The 22,610-nt window shown below is 69.5% G+C and carries 19 protein-coding genes; 12 read left to right on the forward strand and 7 right to left on the reverse strand.

Translation table 11 applies throughout. The features are described 5' to 3' along the window. Window positions 1–100: 100 nt before the first annotated feature. A complete protein-coding gene (locus IPK27_16110) occupies window positions 101–544 on the forward strand; it encodes a PIN domain-containing protein (GenBank protein ID MBK8069086.1) in 444 nt (147 codons plus the stop codon). A 30-nt stretch (window positions 545–574) separates the two neighbouring features. Beyond that, on the forward strand, window positions 575–1,927 hold the full coding sequence (locus IPK27_16115; GenBank protein MBK8069087.1) for an FAD-dependent oxidoreductase: 1,353 nt from the start codon (window positions 575–577) through the stop codon (window positions 1,925–1,927). On the opposite strand, the gene IPK27_16120 is transcribed toward IPK27_16115, so the two are convergent. The 3 genes from IPK27_16120 to IPK27_16130 are packed head-to-tail and all read right to left on the reverse strand — an operon-like array spanning window position 1,914 to window position 6,526. Further along, complete coding sequence (locus IPK27_16120; GenBank protein MBK8069088.1) at window positions 1,914–4,739, reverse strand: serine/threonine protein kinase; 2,826 nt, start codon at window positions 4,737–4,739, stop codon at window positions 1,914–1,916. The genes IPK27_16115 and IPK27_16120 overlap by 14 nt on opposite strands. Window positions 4,740–4,742: 3 nt before the next feature. Next, window positions 4,743–5,294, reverse strand: coding sequence for a sigma-70 family RNA polymerase sigma factor (locus IPK27_16125; protein MBK8069089.1), 552 nt, complete (start codon window positions 5,292–5,294; stop codon window positions 4,743–4,745). After that, the gene (locus IPK27_16130; protein MBK8069090.1) at window positions 5,291–6,526 is read right to left on the reverse strand and encodes a hypothetical protein; all 1,236 of its coding nucleotides are present in this window, start codon (window positions 6,524–6,526) and stop codon (window positions 5,291–5,293) included. Before IPK27_16130 ends, IPK27_16125 begins: the two co-directional genes overlap by 4 nt. A 122-nt stretch (window positions 6,527–6,648) precedes the next feature. Between IPK27_16130 and IPK27_16135 the strand changes: the two genes are divergently transcribed. The 8 genes from IPK27_16135 to IPK27_16170 all read left to right on the forward strand — a co-directional run bounded on the left by IPK27_16135 (window position 6,649) and on the right by IPK27_16170 (window position 16,105). After that, entirely contained in the window at window positions 6,649–7,788 is a 1,140-nt protein-coding gene (locus IPK27_16135; protein ID MBK8069091.1) for a glycosyltransferase, read from the forward strand. 417 nt (window positions 7,789–8,205) lie between these two features. Beyond that, window positions 8,206–8,607 (forward strand): TonB family protein, encoded by a 402-nt coding sequence (locus IPK27_16140; GenBank protein MBK8069092.1) that lies wholly within the window; start codon window positions 8,206–8,208, stop codon window positions 8,605–8,607. Window positions 8,608–8,619: 12 nt separating this feature from the next. Beyond that, on the forward strand, window positions 8,620–10,959 hold the full coding sequence (locus IPK27_16145; protein ID MBK8069093.1) for a TonB-dependent receptor: 2,340 nt from the start codon (window positions 8,620–8,622) through the stop codon (window positions 10,957–10,959). A 139-nt stretch (window positions 10,960–11,098) separates the two neighbouring features. Next, on the forward strand, window positions 11,099–11,776 hold the full coding sequence (locus tag IPK27_16150; protein ID MBK8069094.1) for a Fe2+-dependent dioxygenase: 678 nt from the start codon (window positions 11,099–11,101) through the stop codon (window positions 11,774–11,776). Between the two features lie 326 nt (window positions 11,777–12,102). Then, the gene (locus IPK27_16155; GenBank protein MBK8069095.1) at window positions 12,103–12,648 is read left to right on the forward strand and encodes a GbsR/MarR family transcriptional regulator; all 546 of its coding nucleotides are present in this window, start codon (window positions 12,103–12,105) and stop codon (window positions 12,646–12,648) included. Window positions 12,649–12,801: 153 nt separating this feature from the next. After that, complete coding sequence (locus IPK27_16160) at window positions 12,802–14,151, forward strand: cytochrome ubiquinol oxidase subunit I (protein ID MBK8069096.1); 1,350 nt, start codon at window positions 12,802–12,804, stop codon at window positions 14,149–14,151. Further along, on the forward strand, window positions 14,148–15,140 hold the full coding sequence (locus tag IPK27_16165; protein MBK8069097.1) for a cytochrome d ubiquinol oxidase subunit II: 993 nt from the start codon (window positions 14,148–14,150) through the stop codon (window positions 15,138–15,140). Before IPK27_16160 ends, IPK27_16165 begins: the two co-directional genes overlap by 4 nt. A gap of 65 nt (window positions 15,141–15,205) precedes the next feature. Beyond that, a complete protein-coding gene (locus IPK27_16170) occupies window positions 15,206–16,105 on the forward strand; it encodes a dienelactone hydrolase family protein (GenBank protein ID MBK8069098.1) in 900 nt (299 codons plus the stop codon). 39 nt (window positions 16,106–16,144) lie between these two features. Here IPK27_16170 and IPK27_16175 read toward each other — a convergent pair whose 3' ends face one another. From IPK27_16175 to IPK27_16190, 4 genes are all read right to left on the reverse strand, one after another. After that, entirely contained in the window at window positions 16,145–16,498 is a 354-nt protein-coding gene (locus IPK27_16175; protein MBK8069099.1) for a DUF1428 domain-containing protein, read from the reverse strand. Between the two features lie 190 nt (window positions 16,499–16,688). Further along, the gene (locus IPK27_16180) at window positions 16,689–18,584 is read right to left on the reverse strand and encodes a sensor histidine kinase (GenBank protein MBK8069100.1); all 1,896 of its coding nucleotides are present in this window, start codon (window positions 18,582–18,584) and stop codon (window positions 16,689–16,691) included. An 87-nt stretch (window positions 18,585–18,671) separates the two neighbouring features. Further along, window positions 18,672–19,331 carry a response regulator transcription factor gene (locus IPK27_16185; protein MBK8069101.1) on the reverse strand — a complete coding sequence of 220 codons (660 nt, stop codon included), beginning with the start codon at window positions 19,329–19,331 and terminating at the stop codon, window positions 18,672–18,674. A gap of 27 nt (window positions 19,332–19,358) precedes the next feature. After that, window positions 19,359–20,693 (reverse strand): hypothetical protein, encoded by a 1,335-nt coding sequence (locus IPK27_16190; GenBank protein ID MBK8069102.1) that lies wholly within the window; start codon window positions 20,691–20,693, stop codon window positions 19,359–19,361. A gap of 266 nt (window positions 20,694–20,959) precedes the next feature. Between IPK27_16190 and IPK27_16195 the strand changes: the two genes are divergently transcribed. Next, window positions 20,960–21,205 (forward strand): hypothetical protein, encoded by a 246-nt coding sequence (locus tag IPK27_16195; GenBank protein ID MBK8069103.1) that lies wholly within the window; start codon window positions 20,960–20,962, stop codon window positions 21,203–21,205. A gap of 99 nt (window positions 21,206–21,304) precedes the next feature. Next, a complete protein-coding gene (locus IPK27_16200; GenBank protein ID MBK8069104.1) occupies window positions 21,305–22,543 on the forward strand; it encodes a hypothetical protein in 1,239 nt (412 codons plus the stop codon). Window positions 22,544–22,610 lie beyond the last annotated feature (67 nt).

The raw sequence follows: 22,610 nt of genomic DNA on the forward strand, positions 1-22,610 counted from the left end.
TTCGCATTCGTGAAGGACGCGTGATCCGGCGCGCCAGTGCCGGGCTTGTGCCGGGAGGCCTGCTTCTCCATCGTGGCGCCATCGCTGCCCGAGTCCATCCATGGCCGACGCCCCGCGCCGCATCGTGCTCGACACCAACGTCTGTCTGGCGCTGTTCCTCTACGCCGATCCCACCTGCGCCGGGCTGCGCAGGCTGCTCGCCTCGCACCAGGCCGTCGCCAACGCCGCCACGCACGACGAGTGGCGGCGGGTGCTGTGCGAAGGCCGGTTCCCGTTCGACGAGAGCCGGCGGGCGGCGGCGGGCATCGCCTACGACCAGTGCACGCTGCTGCTGGAACCGAGGCCGCGCGCGTTCGCGCTGCCGCGTTGCCGCGATCCGGACGACCAGAAGTTCCTGGCGCTGGCGCGCGATGCGGGCGCCGTGCTGCTGTGCACGCGCGACCGCGAACTGCTGCGCCTCGCGCGGCGGACGCGCCGGGATGCCGGCTTCGATGTGCTGCCGCCGGAATCCCTGGAAACCGGCGCGAGCGCCGTGGCAATGTAGACGCACGATCCGATCCTGGGGAGCAGGCTGATGCGTCGGCGCGACTGGCTCAAGCTGTGCGGCCTGCTGGCTTTGCATCCGGTGGCCAGCGCGCAAACCGCGCCAGGCAGCGCGGGCCGCGTGATTGTCGTCGGCGCGGGCATGTCGGGCCTCGCCGCGGCACGCGAACTCAAGCGCGCGGGCTACGCTGTGGTGGTGCTGGAAGCGCGCGAGCGCGTCGGCGGGCGCATCCACACCAGCCGCGCATGGAAGGATGCGCCGATGGACTTGGGCGCCAGCTGGATCCATGAGACCGACGGCAACCCGATCACGACACTCGCGCGCGAAGCCGGCGCGCGCACGGTGGAGACCAGCTACGACAGCAGCATCGGCTACGGCCGCTCCGGCAAGCCGTTCACGCGCGCCGAGCGCGAGCGCCTGGAAGCGCTGCAGGCGCAGATCGAGGAAGTGATCGAGGAGGCCCAGGAAGCGGACACCGACCAGCCCCTGCAGGCGGCGGTGGAAGCGGGCCTCGACTGGAAGGAACTGGCCCCGGGCGATCGCGCACTGGCGGAACTGCTGCTCAACAGCACCATCGAGCACGAGTACGCTGGCAGCACGCGCGAGATGTCGACCTGGTGGTGGGATGACGACGGCGGCTTCGACGGCGGCGACGTGCTGTTCCCCGACGGCTTCGGCGCGCTCACCGATTTCCTCGCGCGCGGGCTGGACGTGCGCACGGGTCAGGTGGTCGAGCGCATCGAGCACGCCGCCGATGGCGTGCGCGTCCACGCGGGCGGCCAGACCCTGCGCGCGGACCATGCGGTGGTCAGCGTCCCGCTCGGTGTGCTCAAGGCGGGCGCCATCGAGTTCGCGCCCGCGTTGCCGCCGGCCAAGCGGCGCGCGCTGGACGGCCTGGCGATGGGCGTGCTGAACAAGTGCTTCCTGCGCTTCCCGCAGGCCTTCTGGCCCACCGGTGTCGACTGGATCGAACGCGTGCCGGAGCGCCGCGGCGAGTGGACCGAATGGGTGAGCTTCGTGCGCGCCGCGGGCAAGCCGGTGCTGCTCGGCTTCAATGCCGCCGACTACGGCCGCCGGATCGAGACGCTGGGCGACCGCGAGATCGTGTCCGCCGCGATGCGCGCGCTGCGCAGCCTGTACGGTGCGGACATCCCCGATCCGTCCGCCCACCAGATCACCCGCTGGGCCAGCGATCCCTACTCCCTGGGTTCCTACTCATTCAACCCGTTCGGCAGCGATCCGAAGATGCGCGACGACCTCGCCGCCAGCGTCGGCGGGCGGCTGCACTTTGCCGGCGAGGCGACCACGCGCAAGCACTTCGCCACCACCCACGGCGCCTACCTGTCCGGGCTGCGCGCCGCGCGGGCGGTCATCGACGGCTGAGCGCGCGCGCCTCGCGCACGATCGGCGCTTCGTTGCCCCAGCGGCCGGCCAGGTCGGCCAGCCAGTCGGCGGGCAGCGCTGCCGGCAGGCCGCGGGCGCGGTCGAGTTCCAGCTGGCGCAGCCGGGCCCAGTCGCGGAAGGTGTGAGGCGTGGCATCTCCAACATCGGCCAGCAGTGCCTGCAGGCGCGCCTGCGCCTGGCCCAGGTCGCCGGCGTCCAGCGCCAGTTCCGCCTCGCGCAGCAGCCATCCGCGACGCACACCCGGCAGCGGATCGGCGATGCCGTCGATCACCTCGCGCAGCTCGGCCAGCCAGGCATCGGTCTGCGCGGTCGCGCCGGACACCGCGGCGGCGCGCTGCACGATCATCAGGGTCGAGGCCAGTTCCTGCGCGCGCACCGGCTGCTGCGCGTGGCGCAGGGACAGCGCGCGCTCGCCCGCGGCGGCCGCGGCTGCCGCATCGCCATCGCGCTCGGCGGCGATCACCGCGAGCACCTCGAACATGCGCGGCAAATTGGACTGGTTGCCGGCCGGATCGGCCTCGAATGCAGGGCGCACGATGGCGATCTGCGCCGCAGCCTCGTCGTAGCGGCCCACGGCCAGCAGCGCCTTGGCGTAGTTCAGTCGGTACAAGCCAGCGTTGGGCCCGGCCAGCCCGTGCTCGCCCAGGCTGGCGACCACCTGCTCGTGCACCGCCAGCGCTTCCAGCGGGCGGCCGCTGCCGCCGTACACATTGGCGAGAGTCTGGCGCAGGGCATTGGCGCCGGCTCCCTGCGGGCCCTCGATCGAGAGCACCAGGTCAATGGCCTTGCGCGTGTGTTCGAGTGCGGCATCGGTCTCGCCGAGGTAGGACTCGATCAGCCCCAGGTTGCCGATCGCCTTGGCGGTCTCGCGGTGTTCCTCGCCATGGGTGGCCAGCGCGGCGTCCAGGGCCTCGCGGGCGTAGTCGCGGGCGCGGCGGTAGTTGCGCACGTTGAAGTGCGCCACGCCGAGGTTGTTCAGCGCGGTGCTCAGCAATTCGCAGTAATCGCTGTCCGGGCGCGTGCAGCCGGCGCGCAGCGGCGCCAGCGTGCCGTCGAGCAACGCCAGGCCTTCGTCGCCGCGATTGCGTTGGGTCAGCATCACACCCATCTGCACCCGCTGGGCCAGCAGTTCCAGGCTGGGTTCGCCTTCCGGTGCGCGCGCGAGCACCGCTTCCAGCTCGGCGAAGGCGGCCGCCTCGCCATGCTGCAGGCGCATCAGGGCGTCGCCGAACTCGGCGATCCGGCGTGGCTCCTCGCCGGGCGCGAAGTTCGCCTGCGCGTAATCGCGCGCACGGGTGCTCAGGCGTTGTGCTTCATCGTCGGCGCCGATCACGTTGTGGATCTGGCGCAGCCGCCGGTACAGCTCAAGTACCACCTGCGGCTGCCCGGCGAGTTCGGTCTCGACCCGTTCGGTGGCCGCCAGCACCAGGTCGCGGACGCTCGGCTCGCGCGCCTGCGGCAGCGTGGGCACGGCCGCATCGAAGATGCCGATCAGGAAATCCTGGACTTCCTCCGATACGCGCAGTGCGGCCTCTGCGCGCGCACGCTGGGCCTGCGCCTCGGCGGCGGCCGCCTGCGCGATGCGCGCCTGGGTGCGCGCCTGCTCGCCCTGCCACAGGGCCACGCCCAGGCTGGCCAGGGTGGCGACACCCAGCAGCGCGCTCAGCGCCACCCCGCCGCGGTGGCGGCGCACGAATTTTTGCGCCAGGTACCAGCGCGAGGGCGGATGCGCGCTGACCGGCTGGTGCGCGAGGAAGCGGCGCAAATCGTCGGCGAGCGCCTGTGCGTGCTGGTAACGCCGCTGCGGCTCTTCATCGAGGCAACGCCGCAGTACATTGTCGAGGTCGCCGCGCAGGAAGCGCGCCAGGTTGCGCCGGGTCGCCGGCGGCGCAGCCTCCGTCCCCGGCACACGCTCGGCAGCCTGCGAGGCCGGCAGGCTGCGCAAATCGTCGCCATTGCCGCCGATCAGCAGTTCCAGCGCCATCACGCCCAGCGCATAGATGTCGGTTGCCGCGCTGACCTTGCGCCCCATGCGCTGCTCCGGCGCAGCGTATGCGGGCGTGAATCCGGCGCAGCCGTGACCGGTGAGATCGGCTTCGTCGGCCAGCATCTTGGCCACGCCAAAATCGAGCAGCTTGCAGCGTCCGTCCGCGGTCACCAGCACATTGCTCGGCTTGAGGTCGCGGTGCACGATCAGCTGCGCATGCGCGACCGCGACCGCGTCGCAGACATCCGCGAGCAAGGCCACCCGCGCCGCGGGCGAAAGCGCATGCCGGCGCGCGTAGTCGGTGATCGGCTCGCCCTCGATGAACTCCATCACCAGGTAGGGCTGCTGCGCCTCGCTGATGCCGCCATCGATCAGGCGCGCGATGGACGGGTGCTCCAGGCTGGCCAGCACCCGGCGCTCGCGCTCGAACAGCTTGCGGTCCAGGTCCGACAGGATCGTGCGGTGCAGCAGCTTGAGCGCCACGCGTTGCCCGAAGTCGCTGCGCTCGGCGAGGTACACCGTGGCCATGCCACCCTGGCCGACCGGCCGGATCAGGGTGAAGCCGCCGATCTGGCGCAGATCGGCCGCGGGGACCGCCGCAGCCGCCAGTGCATCCAGCCGGTCCTGCGGGGAGACCGCGAGTGGGTCGTCGGTGCGCGCCTGCGCCTGCAGCAGGCGCTCGACCCGATGGCGCAGGTCGGCATCCGGGCAATGGCGATCCAGCCACTCGGCGCGCGCAGCTACCGGCATCTCGGAGAGCAGGTCGTACAACTCGCGCAGGCTCGAGGGCTGGTCGCTACTCATGCCTCAGCAAGCCTGCCAGTGTGCGCGAATGTAGGCCTTGGCGAATTCCAGGTCGCGCGTGATGGTGCGCCGGTTGAGGCCGAGCATTTCGGCGATCTGCTCCCCGCCCAGGCCCGCGAAGTAGTGCAGCTCCAGCACCTCGGCGCTGCGCGCGTCCTCGACCGCCAGCCGCCGCAGCAACTCGTCCAGTTCCAGCGCGGCGTCGACGTGCACCAGCATCGCCGGGTCGGTGGCATCCTCCAGTTCCACTGGCGTCAGCCCGCCGCCGCGCTTGACCCGCAGCCGGGTGCGCGCGCGGTCCACCAGCAGGTTGCGCATGGCGCGCGCCGCATAGCTGAAGAACGTGCGGCTGTCCTCGAAACGCAGGTCCTGGCGCTCAGCGACCCGCAGGTACAGCTCATGCACCAGCGCGGTGGTGTTGAGGGTGTCGTTGGGCGCGATCGCCGACTGCGCCAGCGCGCGCAGTTCCGGGTAGAGCCGCGCGAACAGGGCGTTGGTGGCACCCGGACCGGATCCGCTCATCCACCACGCGTAGGGCCATGCGATGGCGCTCATTCTGCGCCATCGTAGTGGATGCGTTCACCCTCATAGGCGCCGATGTCGATGTGCGCGCCCTCGGTCCGCCGCAGGCCCTGCGCGTCGAGCGCGGCGGGCACGCCGAAGATGCCGGGGCCGGTCTCTGCGCGCGCCGCGTCGCTGCCCGCATTGATCGCTGGCGAGCCGGCCAGCGGCTGCCCGTTCGGCCCCAGTTGCGGGTCCACGGTCAGCGTGCCCGGCGCGGTGGCCCAGTTGCTCAGGGCGTAGCCGAACTCCAGGTTGCCGCGGCGGGTGAAGTTCGCGGCCAGCGCCGTGCCATCGTGCAGGCGGAAGCCGTTGGCCACCAGGTTGTTGTCGAAGCGTCCGAACACATTCGCCCGGAAGTTGGTGGCGTACGAGGCATCGGTAATCGTGTTGTTGATTACCCTCACCTGGACCTGGCCGCTGCTGCCGCCTGCCGAGACCGCAGTGCCGCCGGCACCAGCGATCTGGTCGAGCGCGAACATGTTGTCGTGCACCAGCAGGTTCACGCCGACCGTCCCCAACGTATTGATCTCGATACCGCTGGCAAAGCGCCGTGAAGGCAGCGCGTTGGCCGGCAGGATGCGGTTGCGGCGGAAGACGATGTCCCAGTTGCCGCTGCCGCCCACATTCGCGAACCAGGCGCGGTGGAAGCTCTGTGCGATGGCCACCGGCTCGGGACGGAAGCGGTTGTCCTCCACCTGCATTTCCATGCCAACCGTGCCGCCGCCAAACTGGGCTATCGAGAATTGCGCGTTGTTGTCCGAGCCGATCTCGAACTCGCAGCCGCGGACCACCAGGCGCGAGCGCGCGCTCGTGGCGGCATTGACCTGCAAGTAGAGCTGCGCCTGCGCGTTCGCTGCATTGCCGCGGAAGCTCAGTCCTTCCAGACGCAGATCGCCCGGCTGGTTGCCGGCGATGCCGACCGCCAGCGTGCTGCCCTCGAAGCGCAGGTTGCGCAGGGACACGGCCCATGGCGCGGTGCCGGGGAGATTGAAGGCATGGTTCTCGCTGGCCGTGAATACGGCGCTCACGCCCGGCGCCGCCTCGATCGATACCGCGCGGTTCAGGATGACGCGGTCGGCGATCACCTGATCGGACACGATGCGCAAGGTGCCACCGGTCGGCACCGACGCGAGGCAGGTGGTGAAATCGGCATCGCAGGGCGCGCTTCCCGGCCAGTTGACGGTTTGCGCGCGCAGCGGAGACCCAGCGCTAGCGACGAGCAACAGGACGGATGCGATGGAACGGGCGGGGTGGACATGGTTGAGCCGATAGCGGGTGAGTCCCCGCGTCTAGCGACGTCTCGCGGCCAATTGAGACATGCGCGATCCGGGCTATAACGCCCGGCATGCAAAACCTGGTCTCCGTCCTGCTCCCGGTGCACAACGGCGGCGTGTGGCTCGCCGACGCGGTCGCCAGTGTCCTCGCGCAGAGCTGGCGCGCTCTGGAGCTGCTGGTGATCGACGACCACAGCAGCGATGGCGCGGTGGACGGATTGCCGCGCGACGATCTGCGGTTGCGCGTGCTGCCCTCGCCCTCCCGCGGCATCGTCGCTGCGCTGAACACCGGGCTCGCCGCCGCGCGCGGCGGGTGGATCGCGCGGATGGATGCGGACGACATCTGCGCGCCGGAGCGCATCGCAGCGCAGATGGCGTATGCCGCTGCCTGCCCGCAGATCGACATCGTCGCGAGCCGCGTCGACCTGATCGACACCGCCGTCGATAGCGGGCTGTGGCGCTACATCGCGTGGAGCAATGCGCTGACCGAGCCTGAGGACATCGCCTGCGAGTTGTTCATCGATAGCCCGCTGGTGCACCCGACGGTATTGCTGCGCAGCGATTTGCTGCGGCAACTCGGTGGCTGGCGCGACGGTGACTTTCCCGAGGACTACGAGCTCTGGCTGCGCGCGGCGCAAGCGGGCTGCCGCTTCGGCAAGCCTGAGCCCGCGCTGCTGCACTGGCGCGACCATCGGCCGGCGGCTGACGCGCACGGACCCGCGCTATTCGCCCGAGAGCTTCCTGCGCCTGAAGGCGGCGCACCTGGCGCGCTGGCGCCTCGGCGGGCGCCCGGTGTGGATCGGCGGCGCGGGGCCTGGCGGGCGCGCGCTGCACGACGCGCTGCGCCGCGAAGGCGTCGAGGTGATCGGCTTCATCGATGTGCATCCGCGCCGGATTGGCGGCGCCAAGCGCGGCCTGCCGGTATGGCCCTACGTGCGGCTGGCCGAGCCGCCGGATGCGATCGGCCTGATCGCAGTCGGCAACCCCGACGCGCACGCGCGGGTGCGAGCGGACATGGCGCCGTGGGGCCTGCGCGAGGGCGTCGACTGGCTCTTCGTGCTTTGACTGTCGCCTTGGACGGGGCTGGTTCAACGCGGAGACACGGAGGGCGCGGAGAAGAGCCAAATCGCTTGGTGCGGGTGATGGATGGCTCATCGCCCCGCTGGCGGACTACCAAGCTGTTCTCTGCGCCCTCCGCGTCTCCGCGTTGAATTTGCCGATCTAGATGCGATGCAAATGCGAATCGCTTGCATTCGCGTTGACGTCCGTGTCTACTCGTCCCATGCGCTCATCTGGCCATCCCATTTCCCGTTCCCGGCCCGCCGTGGACCGCCGCCGCGTCGCCTCGCTCGCGTTCACGCTGGCGGCGCACATCATCGCGGTGGGTGTGCTCGCGCTGCCGGATTCGCGCGATCTGGCGCCGCCCCGGGTCGCGGACCGGGCGCTGTCCCGGGAGGACCGGCTGACCCTGTTCGTGGACCTGCAACCGCCGGCACCACCAGCGCCCCCGCCGGTCGCGCCGCCACCACCGCCGGCGCGAACCAGTGTCGCCGCCGACGCCTCCCGCGCCGAGCGCACCCGTGGAGCCCATTCCGGCGCCGGTGCCTGCAGCGCCCGTGCTCGTCGCCATGGCGAGTTCGCCACAGCCGGTAGTTGCGCCCACCCCTGTTCCAGCAACACCGGCCGCGACGACAACCGCAATTTCAACGCCTGGCGACAGCGCGCAGGCGCGCCGCGAGCGCGACGAGTACATCCGCGCGCTGATGGCTGCGCTGTTGCAGCACCGCAGCTACCCGCCCGAGGCGCGCCGCCAGCGCGCGCGCGGCGTGGTGCAACTGCGCTTCACGGTCGGCCGCGACGGCCACGTGCTGGCCTCCAACGTGGCGCGCAGCGCCGGGCACGCTGTGCTCGACGAGGCCGCGCTCGCAGTGCTCGCCGCGGCCGATCCACTACCCGCCATTCCCGCATCGCTCGGCCGCGAGACGCTGACCGTGACCGTGCCCGTCGAGTACGCCCTGATCACCCGCTGACCCGGAGAAACCATGAACCGTCTGCACAACCTCAAGCGGCCGCTGTCGCTGCGTGCGCCCGTCGCCGCGCCTGCGCCAGCTGCCCTCGCGCTCGGCGTGACCCTATCGCTGCTTGGCGGTGCGGCCGCGGCACAGGACGCGCCCGCGGCCGAAGACGAGATTGTCCTCGATACGCTGAAAGTCGAGGAACGCACCCTCGACACCAATCCCTACGCCGAGAAGGGTGTGCCATACAAGGCGCGCGTCTCCGGCGACCAGCGGCGCACCGAAACGATCGCCGAAACCCCGGCGACCATCAGCGTGCTCACCCAAACCCAGATCCGCGAGTCCGGGCGATCCGATTTGCGCGCGATTGTCGGCGCGCAGCCCGGCATTACCCTGGGCACCGGCGAGAACGGCAATGCCTTCGGCGACCGCTACGTGATCCGCGGACAGGAGGCGCGCTCGGATGTGTTCATCGACAGCCTGCGCGACCCCGGCATGACCATCCGCGAGAGCTTCGCGGTGGAGCAGGTGGAAATCACCAAGGGCCCGAACTCCAGTTTCGCCGGGCGCGGCTCCTCCGGCGGCACGATCAACAGCATCACCAAGCGCGCCAGCAGCGATTACAGCTTCAACAAGCTCGATGTCGGCCTCGGCACTGACGACTACCGGCGGATCACGCTGGACAGCAACCAGCCGCTGGGCGAGCACGCCGCGTTGCGCGCGAACCTGCTGCACGGCTACGAGCAAGTCCCCGACCGCGCCCCGGCCGAGCGCGAACGCGACGGCGCCGCGCTGTCGCTGCTGCTGCAGCCTACCGAGCGCTTCTCGGTGCTGGCGGACTACTACTACCTCGACGCCGCCGGTGCGGCCGATCTCGGCACCTACATCGAGCCCAACGGCGGCGAGCCGGTCGACGACCTGATGCCCTACCTGCAGGACGAGGACTTCCTGCGTTCGACCGTCAACATCGGCACCGTGCGCGCCGAGTACGACAGCGACGGCGGCTGGCGCATCCAGAACGCGCTGCGCCGCGGCAGCACCGAGAACGGCTATGTGCTGACCGGCGCGCGCGGCGGCACGCGCAATCCCAACGATCCCGCCGGCGCGGTGCCGACGATCACCCTCTCCACCCACCAGGGTTGGCAGGAGGTGGACTACCTGGTCGACCAGTTGAATCTGCTCAAGGACGTGGAGATCGGCGGACGCGAGCACAGCCTCGTGTTCGGCGCCGAATACTCGCGTCTGGAAGTGCTCAACGGCGTCTACACCGTCAGCAACAACGGCACGCGCAACTGCCGCACCGGCGGCGGCGCGGGCACGCCGAACTTCTGCATGCTCGATGGCAATGGCGCGGTGGTCCCGAACCTGCATTCCCTGTTGCAACGCGACATCGTGCGCGGCGCCTGGGACTCGGACTACTTTGTCGAGACCTGGTCGCTCTACGCGATGGACAGTTTCGACCTCAGCGACCGGCTGAGCGCGAGCGTGGGTATCCGCTGGGACGACTTCGACTACCGCAACACCCTGCGCAGCGGCGCCGGCGCATTGACCCGCTTCGATTACGGCGATTCGCTGTGGAACGGCAATGCCGGTTTGATCTACCGCATCAACGACAGCGGCAACGTCTACCTGTCCTTTGCCAGCGCCAGCGACATCAACGGCGGCGAGTCGGACGTCGGCGGCAGTTGCGGCTACGGCGGCCTGTGTGGCACGCCCGAGCAAGTGGTGTTGAGCCAGCCCGAGCGGGTCGAGAACATCGAACTCGGCACCAAGTGGAATTTGTTCGACCAGAAGCTGCTCGCCACCGCGGCGCTGTTCCAGATCACCAAGGACGACGTGATGGAGAGCGTGGGCGACGCCTATTCCCAGCTCGGCACGCTCAACACCGGCAAGAACCGCGTGCGCGGCATCGAGTTCGGCCTCTCCGGCAACCTCACGGAAAAATGGAGCGCGCAGTTCTCCGCCACCTTGATGGACTCGGAGATCCTTGAGGCCTTCGTCGACAACCAGGAAGGCAAGGTGCTGAGCAATTTCGCCGATGACCAGGCCTTCCTGCAACTGCGCTACCAGGCCACGCCGAAGCTCTCGCTCGGCACCTCGGTCAGCTACCGCAGCGAGATGTACGCGGGCCAGCCGGACACCGCCGCGGGCTTCAACGCCACCACCGGTGAGTACAGCTACCGCATCCCCGGCTACACCACGGTGGACCTGTTCGCCGGTTACGAGTTCACCGAGAAGCTCAAAGCCCGCCTCAATATCGGCAATGTGTTCGACCGCGACTACTACCTCGCGGCCTACCGCAGCGGTTCGTTTACCTACATCGGCGATGCGCGCAATGCGCAGCTGACCTTGAGCGCCGAGTTCTGAGCCGCGGCAGACGCGTAGCCCGGTGTGCGCGCGCAGCGCGTTCACCGGGTACTTGCCGCAAGTACCCGGTGAGCGGCTGGCGCCGCACACCGGGCTACGCTCAAGGAGACGAGAGAATGGAAACGGGGAAGAGCCAGCCGTGCTGACCATCATCGATGAGCTGCTGGACACACACACCGTGCGCCACTTCCGCGAGCGGCTGGCGGGCGCGCACTGGATCGACGGGCGCGCGACCGCGGGCAGCGTGTCGCGCGAGGTCAAGGCGAACGAACAGGTGGACGACCGCTGCGAGGCCGGGCGCGAACTGCGCGCGCTGCTGCTGCGCGCGGTGCTCGGGCATCCGCTGGCGGTGTCTGCGGCCCTGCCGCACCGGGTGTTCCCGCCGCGCTTCAACCGCTACCAGGGCGGCGGGCACTTCGGCATCCATGTCGACAATGCGCTGATGCGCTATGGCGACGATCCCGAGTGGCTGCGCAGCGATGTCTCGGCCACCGTGTTCCTCTCGGAGCCAGACGAGTACGACGGCGGCGAGCTGACCATCGAAACCGACTTCGGCGCGCAGGCGGTCAAACTGCCGGCCGGCTCGATGGTGCTGTATCCCTCGTCCAGCCTGCACCAGGTGACCCCGGTCACCCGCGGCGTGCGCGTCGCGGCCTTCTTCTGGATGCAGAGCCGCGTGCGCGACCCCGGCGAACGCGCCCTGCTGTTCGACCTCGACCAGACCATCCAGCGCCTGCGCGCCGATCTGCCGGGCGACGATCCGCGGGTAGTGGCGCTGACCGGGACCTACCACAACCTGCTGCGGCGCTGGGCTTGAGAAGCGGGTTGTGGGTTGAGGGTTGTGGGCAAAGCTCGCGATCCGCATCCCCAAGCCCCGCATCTCCGGCATTCGATTTGGCTCTACTTTGCGTCCTTTGCGTCCTTTGCGGACAAATGTCTTGTATTTCATAGGCTTGAATCATGTTCGGTGAGAGCCGACGCGGTCGGCGGTCTTCACCGCAGCCATCGCGCCTGCGCTCGTACACGAGTCGTTCACGGACTCATTCGCATTATCCTTTCCGTAATTTCAGGCTTTCCTGAAACTTCGGAAGCAACGTGAACCTGCATCCCCTGAGCCAGGCCTTCGTGCTCCACTTCGGCGAGATGGGCAGCCGCTGGGGCATCAACCGCACGGTCGGGCAGATCTACGCGGTGCTCTACATCAGCCGCGAGCCGCTGACCGCGGACGACATCGTCGATCGCCTCGGCGTGTCACGCTCGAACGTCAGCATGGGCCTCAAGCAACTGCAGTCCTGGCGACTGGTCCGGCTGGAGCACCGGCCGGGCGACCGGCGCGACTTCTTCAGCGCGCCCGAGGACGTCTGGCAGATCTTCAAGACCCTGGCCGAGGAACGCCAGCGGCGCGAGGTGGACCCGACGCTGTCAATGCTGCGCGATGCGCTGCTGGAGACCGCCGGCTCGACCGAGGACACCTACGCCCAGGAACGCATGCGCCGCATGCACGAGCTGATCGAGCAGATCACCGACTGGTTCGCCGAGATTCGCAAGCTCTCGCCGGACACGCTGCAGGCGCTGATGGGCCTGGGCAGCAAGGTGGTGCGCCTGCTGGAGCTGAAGGAGCGCGTGTTCGGCGGCAAGCGCGCCGACGAGCCCGGCTTGCCCGCCGCGCAAGACAACGAGAGACCCTGATCCCATGCGCAAGCGGAGCAGGGGCGCCCAGGACGCAAAGGAAAGCGATCGCCGCGCCGCGCACGCTTTCCTTTGCAACCTTCGCGCACCCTGCGTCCCTTGCGTCCCCCATGGCAGGCACTGCTCGCCTGCCCCGCAAGGAGCCTTGAACCGATGGAGAGCCTCGACCCGCTGATCCTCGCGCGCATCCAGTTCGCCGCGAACATCAGCTTCCACATCCTGTTCCCGACCATCACCATTGCCTTGGGCTGGGTGCTGCTGTACTTCAAGCTGCGCTGGCGCAACAGCGGCGACGAGCGCTGGCAGGCGGCCTACCGGACCTGGGTCAAGGTATTCGCGCTGGCCTTCGCACTCGGCGTGGTCAGCGGAATCACGATGAGCTTCCAGTTCGGCACCAACTGGCCAGGCTTCATGCAGCGCGTAGGCAACATCGCCGGCCCGCTGCTGGGCTACGAGGTGCTGACCGCGTTCTTCCTGGAGGCAGCCTTCCTCGGGATCATGCTGTACGGCCAGGGCCGCGTGTCCGACCGCATGCACACGCTGGCGACCTTCCTGGTGGCCTTCGGCACCACGCTTTCCGCCTTCTGGATCCTGGTCCTGAACTCGTGGATGCAGACCCCGGCGGGCTTCGTGATGATCGACGGCCAGGCGCACCCCACCGACTGGTGGGCGATCGTGTTCAACCCGTCCTTCCCCTACCGCCTGGCGCACATGCTGCTGGCGTCCGGGCTGACCGTGGCTTTCCTGATCGCCGGGTTGTCCGCCTGGCGCTGGCTGCGCGGCGACCGCAGCGCGGAGGTGCAGACCACGCTGCGCACCGGGCTGCGCCTGGGCGCGCTGCTGATCCCGCTGCAGATCCTCGCGGGCGACCTGCACGGGCTGAACACGCTGGAGCACCAGCCGGCCAAGATCGCCGCGATGGAGGGCATCTGGCAGACCGAGGAGGGCGCCGCGCTGCGCCTGTTCGCCTGGCCTGACGAGACCACCCGCAGCAACCGCTACGAGATCGCGATACCAGGACTGGCCAGCCTGATCCTCACCCATGACCTGAACGGCGTGGTGCGCGGACTCGACGAGTTCGAACACCATCCGCCGGTGGCGCCGCTGTTCTTCGCCTTCCGCCTGATGGTCGGGGTGGGCCTGCTGATGCTCGCGGTGAGCTGGATCGGCGCCTGGCAGACCCGCCGCGGGCGCGAGCCGGCGCGCTGGCTGGCGCGCCTGCTGGTGCCGATGGCCTTCTCCGGCTGGGTCGCCACGCTGGCCGGCTGGTACGTCACCGAGATCGGCCGCCAGCCGTGGCTGGTCTACGGCACGCTGACCACCGCGGAAGCGGCCTCCAGCGTGCCGGCGCCGCTGATCGGCATCAGCCTGACGCTGTACCTGCTGCTGTACGTCGGACTGCTGGTGGCCTTCATCAGCGTGCTGTTCCACCTGATGCACCGGGCGATGGGCGGACACGCGCCGGCAGACACCCCGCTTGAGCCGATGGGAGCCGTCCGATGAGCGCCTGGCTGCCGGAAATCTTCGCCGCACTGATGGGCGTGGCCATGCTCGCCTACGTGATCCTCGACGGCTTCGACCTCGGCGTCGGCATCCTGCTGCCGGGCGCGGACGCGGCGCAAAAAGACACCATGATCGCGTCCATCGGGCCGTTCTGGGATGCCAACGAGACCTGGCTGGTGCTGGGAGTGGGCATCCTGCTGATCGCCTTCCCGGTGGCACACGGGGTGATCCTCGGCGCGCTGTACCTGCCGGTCACGCTGATGCTGGTCGCGCTGATCCTGCGCGGGGTGGCCTTCGACTTCCGGGTCAAGGCGCGCGCGCGCCACAAGCAGTCCTGGGACCGCGCCTTCTTCGCCGGCTCGGCGCTGGCCGCGCTGGCGCAGGGTTTCATGCTCGGCGCCTACATCATCGGTTTCGAATGGACCCTGGCCAACTTCGCCTTCGCCAGCTTCATCGGCGTCTGCCTGCTGGCCGGCTACAGCCTGCTCGGCGCCTGCTGGCTGCTGCTGAAGACCGAGGGTGAACTGCAGGCCAAGGCCGCGCGCTGGGCGCGCACCAGCCTGTGGTTGACTGGCGTGGGCATCGCCGCGGTGTCGGTTGCCACGCCACTGGTCAGCGAGCGCATCCTGGTCAAGTGGTTCACCCTGCCCGGCTTCTTCTGGCTGCTGCCGATTCCGCTCGGCAGCGCGGCGCTGTTCGTCTACGCCGAGCGCCTGCTGCAGCAGGCACAGGCAGGCACGCTGGCCAACGTGGCGCGCCCCTTCCAGTGCGCCGTGGGCCTGTTCGCCAGCGCCTTCGCGGGCCTGGCCTACAGCCTGTTCCCCTACCTCGTGGTGGACCGCATCACCATCCACGAGGCCGCCGCCGCACCCGGCTCGCTGTGGATCATCCTGTTCGGCGTGGCGGTCACGCTGCCGGTGATCGTGGGCTATTCGGCGTACACCTACCGGGTGTTCCGCGGCAAGGCGCGGCCATTGCGTTACTACTGAGCCCCTGCGCGCCGCATGCACGCGAATGGCGCGATCATGCGCCGTTCCCCAACCGGAGCGTCCCGATGAACGAAAGCCAGCGCGATCCCACCATCGACTTCGACCCCGGCGTGTGGAAACTGTTCGACGAGTACGTCCACGGCGTGATCGACCGCCGCGGCTTCCTGCGCGGCGCGACGAAGTTCGCCGCCGGCGCAATGACGGCGAGCGCGATGCTCACCCTGCTCAGCCCGCGCTTCGCGCAGGCGCAGAAGGTGGCGCCGGACGACGCGCGGATCCGCGTCGAGCGCATCGAGATCGATTCGCCAGCGGGCTACGGCAAGACCGGCGCCTACCTGGTGCAGCCGGCGGATGCGCCAGCGTCCGCGCCGCGCATCCTGGTTGCGCACGAGAACCGCGGGCTCAACCCGCACATCGAGGACATCGCCCGCCGGCTGGCGCTGGACGGCTTCGTCGCGCTCGCGCCGGATGCGCTGCACCCGCTGGGCGGCTATCCGGGCGACGAGGACAGCGCGCGTGCGAAGTTCGCCGAACTCGACCAGGCCAAGGTGCGCGAGGATTACCTCGCCGCGGCGCGCCACCTGCACGCGCTCGATGGAAGCGAGCAGCCGATCGGCGTGGTTGGCTTCTGCTGGGGCGGCGGCATGACCAATTTCCTCGCCACCCGGATGGACTCCATCGCCGCGGCCGCGCCCTACTACGGCAGCGCGGCGCCACTCGATGCGGTCGGCTCGATCAAGGCCGAACTGCTGGTGGTGTTGGCCGAGAACGATGAGCGCATCAACGCCGGCTGGCCGGCCTACGAGCAGGCGCTCAAGGCGGCCGGCGTGCGCTACCGCATGCTCCAACCCAGCGGCACGCAGCACGGCTTCAACAACGACACCACGCCGCGCTTCAATGCGGACGCAGCAGCGACGGTGTGGGCCGAAACCGTGGCCTTGTTCCGGCGCACCCTGGCGGGGTGAGCGGCGCTTCAGCCGAGCAAGCTCGGCTCTACGCCGCGCTCAACCTTCGACCAGCACCTCGAAGCCGCCGAAAATCATGCGCTTGCCGTCGAACGGCATGGTGGTGCCGTAGGCGTGCATGCGCGGATCCTCGAAGGCCGCCTTCATCCCGGCATCGCGGGTGGCCTTGTCCGGCCAGCGCACCCAGGCGAACACCACCACCTCGCCCGGCTCCAGCTTGACCGCCATCGGGAAGGAGGTCAGCTTGCCCTCGGGCACGTCCGCGCCCCAGCACTCCACCACCTGCAGCGCGCCGTGGTCGCGGAACACCAGCGATCCCAGTTCGGCCAGCTTGCGATATTCCTCGCGCTTGTCCTGCGGTACGGCGAGCACATACCCATCGACATAACTCACGACCCTTCCCCCTTGGCTGGCTGTTGCGCTGCGCCTGCCGCCAGCCCGCCTCGAATGCGTCCAGCGTGGCGACCCACGGCGACACTTTACGCGAGGAATTGGGTGGCCGACGGCGCGAACGACATCCGCGAGAGACCTGGGCGAGACTGGTCGATGAAGATATCTGCCGGTGCATGCCCCGGCTCGCCTGTCATTCGCGTTCCGCAACTTCGACGGTTGGCTGCAGCGGCAAGCGCCAGCGCAGTCGCGTGCCGGCGCCGGGGGCGCTGTCGATGGTGAACTGCCCGCCCAGCCGCGCCGCCCGCGCGCGCAGGCCTGCAAGGCCGTGGCCGGCGTCCGCGCGCGCGGGATCGAAGCCGCGGCCGTCGTCCGCCACTTCCAGCACCAGGGCGTCGGCATCGGCATGCAAGGCGACACGCAGGCTGCGCGCATGGGCGTGGCGGATGGCGTTGTTGGCCGCCTCCTGCACGCAGCGGTAAAGGTGCAGCACCGCCTCCGGATGCCACGGCGGCAGTTCCAGCAGCGCGTCCACATCCCATTCCAGACGCAGGCCGGCCGCGGCCAGCGTGGGTTCGATGCGATGGCGCAGGCGTCCCAGCGCCACCAGCAGGTCGTCGTCGCTCTGCGCCAGCGAGTCGAGCACCAGGCGCAGGTCGGCCAGGCCTTCGCGCAAGCCACTGACCACCTGCTCGCGGGCCACATGCGGGTTGCCGGCGAGGTGTACCAGCGAGGCGAGCTGTCCGCCGACGCCATCGTGCATGTCGCGCAGCAGGCGCTGGCGCTCGGCCGCAAGCGCACGCTCGCGGTCGGCCTCGCGGATGCGCGCGAAGCTCTGCGCCAGCTCGGCCTCGCGCGCGCTCAGGGACTGCTGCAGCTGCTGCGCATGCGAGGCCATCTGGCGCTCGTACTGGATCACGCGGCGGGCCAGTTCCAGCCACAGCGCGAGCACCACGCCGATGGCCCCCAGGGGTAGCAGGGCGAACTCCAACGGCGGCGCCAGCGTGCCGCGCAACGCGTCGGCAATGCCGAGCAGGGCCGGCATTGCGGCGAAGGCCACCAGCCAGGGCGCGCTGCGGCTGTTTCCGCGCGCCAGCACGATGCGTCCCACCAGCCAGAGCATCCAGGGCACCATGGTGTAACTGGCCAGCTTGAGCGTGTAGTTGGGCAGCTGCAGGCGCCAGTAGGGTTCCAACGGCCACCACGTCATCGCGCTCCAAGCAAGCAGCAAGCCGGCGACGAAAAAGCCCAACAGCGCGCGCACCAGCCAGCGCGGTGGCGGCCTGACGATCGCGATGATGAACAACGGGGTGAAGGTCATCACGCCGAGCAGCGCCGCGTGCATCGCCACCCAGCGACCATATCCCGGCTGCGGCCACACCGGCGACAGGTGCAGCACGCCGAGCAGCAACCAGAACGGTGCGGCAAGCAGGTACCAGCCCTGCACGTTCTCGCGCCGCCCCGCGAGGAACAAGGCCAGCGCCAGCAGCAGGCTCCCCGCCTGCAACCAGGCCACGCCAGCGACCGCCTGCTCGGTCAGCAGCACGCGCCAGCGCTGCGGACCGGTGAGTTCGTCTGCCGGCCCCAGGTAGAAGGGGGCGAGCCCGCCAAGATGGCGCACCTCGGATACCAGGTGCAGCAGGATTTCGTTGCTGCCCGCGCGGAGGTCCCCTTGCGGCACCAGCACGATCCGCGAGTGGAAACGGTAGAGGTCCGGCGGGGGCTGCATGCGGCCGCGCTGGTCCAGCTTGCGGCCGTTGAGGTAGACCGCGACGTTGGCGTCGAAGTAGGGCAAGTAGACCGCCCAGTCCTCGCTCGGGATGCGGTCCAGGTGGAAACGGTGGCGCATCAGTATGAAAGGGGTGTCGCAGCGCACTTTGCAGGTGCGCAGCGGCAGCGCATGCAGCGCCCAGCCAGCGGTGGCCTCTGGCACGGCATCACCGGCCACGGCCTGTGAGGCCGCCGCCTCGATGCTGCGCACTGCGGCCATCGAGGGCAGCGAGGCGTGGTGGATGCCGCCGATCAGCAGTGCCAGCAGCATGCAGCACAACAGCGGCGGCAGCCAGGCTCGCAGCAACGTTGGGTTCATGCGCGCATCGATCTCCCCGAGGGCATCCGACTATGCCTCGCCCCCACCGCCCACGGAACTGCGGGCGGCACGCGCGCCCGCTGCCAATCAGGTGCTGGCAGCCCCCACCCAGCCGGCCTGGATCGCCTGGTAGACCGCCTGCGAGCGCGAGCAGACCGCCAGCTTGGCGTAGATCTGCTTGATGTGCTGGCCCACCGTGTGGCGCGAGATGCCGAGCAGCTTCGCGGTCTCCTCGTAGCTGTAGCCGCGCGTCAGGATGCGCAGCACCTCGGTCTCGCGCGCCGTGAGCTGGTCCAGTGCCTCGTTCCTGGGTTCCGGCTCGGCGGCGCGCGGCTGGCGCATCCGCCGCAACAGGTGCGCAGCGACCCCCGGGGAGATCGGCGCACCGCCGTCGAGCACGGCCTGGATCGACGCGATCAGTTCCTGCGCCCGCGCCTCTTTCAACAAATAGCCCGCGGCGCCCTGCTCGAGCGCCTGCACCACCGTCGCCTCGTCGCCGAGCGCCGAGACCACCAGCACCGGCAGGCGCCGCGGCAAGTTCGTCAGCAGTTGCAGACCGCTGCCATCCGGCAGGCCGATGTCCAGCAGCAGCAGGTCGAGCGCGTCGAACGGTAGCTGCGCCGCCTGCGCCAGCGAGGCAGCGGCGGCCACCAGGCGCCAGTCAGGCTGCAGCTCGAGCGCGCGCGCAATCCCGTCGCGCACATGCGGATCGTCTTCCACCAGGCCGATACGAAGCGCTGCGCTCACGCCGATGTGCCCCCGCTCCGCAGCGACTCAGCGCGACGGCAGCTCCTGCCCCTCGAATCCATGGCCGAACAATTGCAGCCCGCCGGCAAAGGTGAAAGCGCGCCCTTCATTCGCCACCGCCCCGTCGTCGTAGCCCGAACTGCCGATGATGACCTCTTCCCCGGCCAGTGCAATGGAGACACCGAAGAAGTCGTCGGCGGCCCCGCTGCCACGGCGCCAGGTGCCGCCGGGCGACCAGTAGCTGGCGGTCGGATTGCCGTGCATCTGGTAGACCGCGCCCAGCGGGGTCTGCGCCGCGTCGGTCTCGCGGATGTCGCCGATCAGCGCGCTGCCATCGGTATGAAAGGCAATCGATCCGCCGAAGTTCACCGCACGCGAGCCGGCCGGGGAGTCGATCCGTGCCCGCTGGGTCCAGGTGCCGCCAGGGCCCCGCGTGTAGGCGAACACCGCACCGTCCTGGCTGCCGCCCACCAGCGCCTGTTCGAAGGGCGATCCGACCAGCAGCTTGCTGCCGTCCGGCGACAGCGCGAGCGCGCTGCCGAACACGCCGGCCGAGCCATTGGCGACCTGGAAGTCGGGGCGGAAGCGCTGCTGCTGCGTGTACACCGCGGCCGCGCCGGCGCCGGTGCGCAGGAACTCATAGACATAGCCGCGCGTATTGCCGGACAGGACCTCTTCGGGGGCGCCGACCAGCAGGCGGTCGCCGCGCAAGAGCACCCGCTGGCCGTAGTTGCCGTTGCTCGCGGTGCCGTTGACGGACGTGTGGTAGATCCAGATCTCGGCATTGCTGTCGTAGCGGTAGAGCTGCACCTGACCCTGGTTGCTGGCGCTTGCACGCGGCACGCCGACGGCCAGCCAGCCTGCATCAGCGGCGAGGTGGAATCCAAACCAGTCGCCCGCGGCCACCGCCACGCCGGGTGTCAGCGTCTGGTAATGCGCGAACTGGCCGGCATTCAGCTGGTACACGTAGGCCGCCCCGCGCTGGCTGGCGCCGGTGACCTCGGTGAACGGCGCACCCACCAGCAACTGCTGACCGGCGAACTGGACGAAGTAGCCGAAGCCGTCGCCATTCGCCGCCACCGGCGCCTGGACGGCATTGAGGAATATCCACTGGCCGCCACTGCGGGTGTAGACCACCACGACGCCCGGGCTGGTGCCGCCGGGGCCACCGCCGTAGAAGGGCGCGCCGATCGCCAGGTACTGGCCATTGCTGGAGACGCTCTGGCCAAAGAAGCGGGCCACGGGCACACCGCTGAGGCCATCCGCCGTCAGCGCCTGGGTGGGCGCAGGAACTTGTGCGAACAGCGGTGGGCAGATGAGCGTCAGGACCAGCAGCAGGCCGCGCAGGAGCATCGATCGCATGGGTATTGCCATCCTCGTTGGGTGGATGGCGGCACTCTAGGAAGGCCCGTCGCCGGCCCACATGCCGCGAATTCGGCATTCGCACCGCCACGGGGGACCAGCGGTGGCGGTGACCCGACGAACGCGGGGTGCACGTCCAGGTGTATCGGAGACACCGGCCGGTAGTTATCGTTGCGTCGCCCGTTCAACTGCCGCTGCTCACCGCCTTGGCCCTGGCTGCGGGCCCCCAGCCTGCCAGCTTCAGCACTCCGCCCGTTGTCGAGGCGATGAAGCTCTCCCCGGACGGCAAGTACCTCGCTCTGGTGGTGCCACAGAGCGACTACGAAAGCCGATTGCTGGTGCTCGAGGCCGCCTCGCTGAAGGCGGTCGGCGGCCTGAATTCCTCGCCGATGCACCAGGTAGGCGATTTCTGGTGGTCAGCGCTGCGGACCAGTTCCAGGTTGAGCCGGGCCCAGGTTCTGCCCGCCCACTCTCGGCGCTGCGGCGGAACCATGACCGGCGTTAGGAGATAGACTTCGCAGCAGAGGGCCGCGATCAGCGGCACATCGTCGGGGGGACCCATGTGCACTTGCTCGACCGCGTGTGCTTGCGTCCTTGCGCTGGCGTGCACGTTGGCGGCGACGCAACTTCGGGCGCAGGCCAACCAGCCCCCCGACATCAGCCTGCCGTCCCCGGCACCGGACACCACGCTCGGCACCGCGGTCAGCTTCGCGCCCGTGGTCAGCGACCCGGACGTGGGCGTCGGACTGATGGAACTTGAGATCGACATTTCCGATCTCGACGGCGTCGGCGGGCTGGTCGTGGCCAACGGCGATTACGGACGCTTCAGCTGGGGACTGGGCACCAACGTCACCGCCGACGTCGAGGTGCGCACGCGGGCGCAGCTCAATTCCGCGCTGTCGACCTTCACCTACATCCCGCGCGTCGGTTACGCCGGCGTCGCCCGACTCATTTTCGAGATCGACGACCAGGGCAACACCGGCACCGGTGGCGTGCTCTCGCGCACCCGCTTCATCGACATCGACGTCTGCGCACCGTCGGAACTCGGCACCGCCGCCTGCGCGACCAACAACCAGCCCGACATCGCCCTGCCCGGCACGCAGTCGACCACGCCGGGGCAGCCGGCGTCCTTCGTCCCGGTGGTCAGCGATGTCGATGTCGGCCCCGGCCAGATGGAACTGGAGGTCGACATCGCCGACCTCGACGGCGTCGGCGGGCTCAGCGTTCCCAATGGCGACTACGGCCGCTTCAGCTGGGGCTTCGGCACCAACGTCACCGGGGACATCGAGGTGCGCACATTGGCACAGCTCAACAGTGCCCTGCAGACGTTCACCTACACGCCGGCGCCCGGATTCACCGGCATGGCACGCATCATTTTCGAGATCGACGACCAGGGCAATTCGGGAAATGTGACCACGGTGCTGTCGCGCACCCGTTTCATCGACGTCAACGTGCAACCGACCGCAGGCTTCGCGCGTTTCGCCGGCGGTTGTGTGTTGACGGTCGGCGAAGGTGGCGCTGTCCCGATCCTGGTCGAACGCGTGAATGGCAGCAGCGGCGCCGCAGCCGTCCAGGTCCAGGCCACCCCGGGCACCGCGGTGACGCCGGGCGACTACACCTTCACGACCATCCAGCTGAACTGGGGCAACGCCCAGGCCGGCTTGCGCAGCAGCAACCTGCAGGTCGTCGCCGATGGCGCGCCGGAGTCGACGGAGTCGCTGACGCTGACGCTGTTCAGCCCGATCGGCGTCGCCATCGCCGCGCCGGCGACGAAGACGGTGTTCATCCGCGACGTGCCGGCCGCGCAGCTGGTGTACGCCGACGGCCTCGAGGGCAATTGCGCGGACTGAGTGCAGCCGCCCAACCCGCGCGGCATGGATGAACTTCTCGTCCGGCCTTGGCGCGCATGTTTCGCCC

The organism is Rhodanobacteraceae bacterium (assembly GCA_016713135.1).
GTDB lineage: Bacteria > Pseudomonadota > Gammaproteobacteria > Xanthomonadales > SZUA-5 > JADKFD01.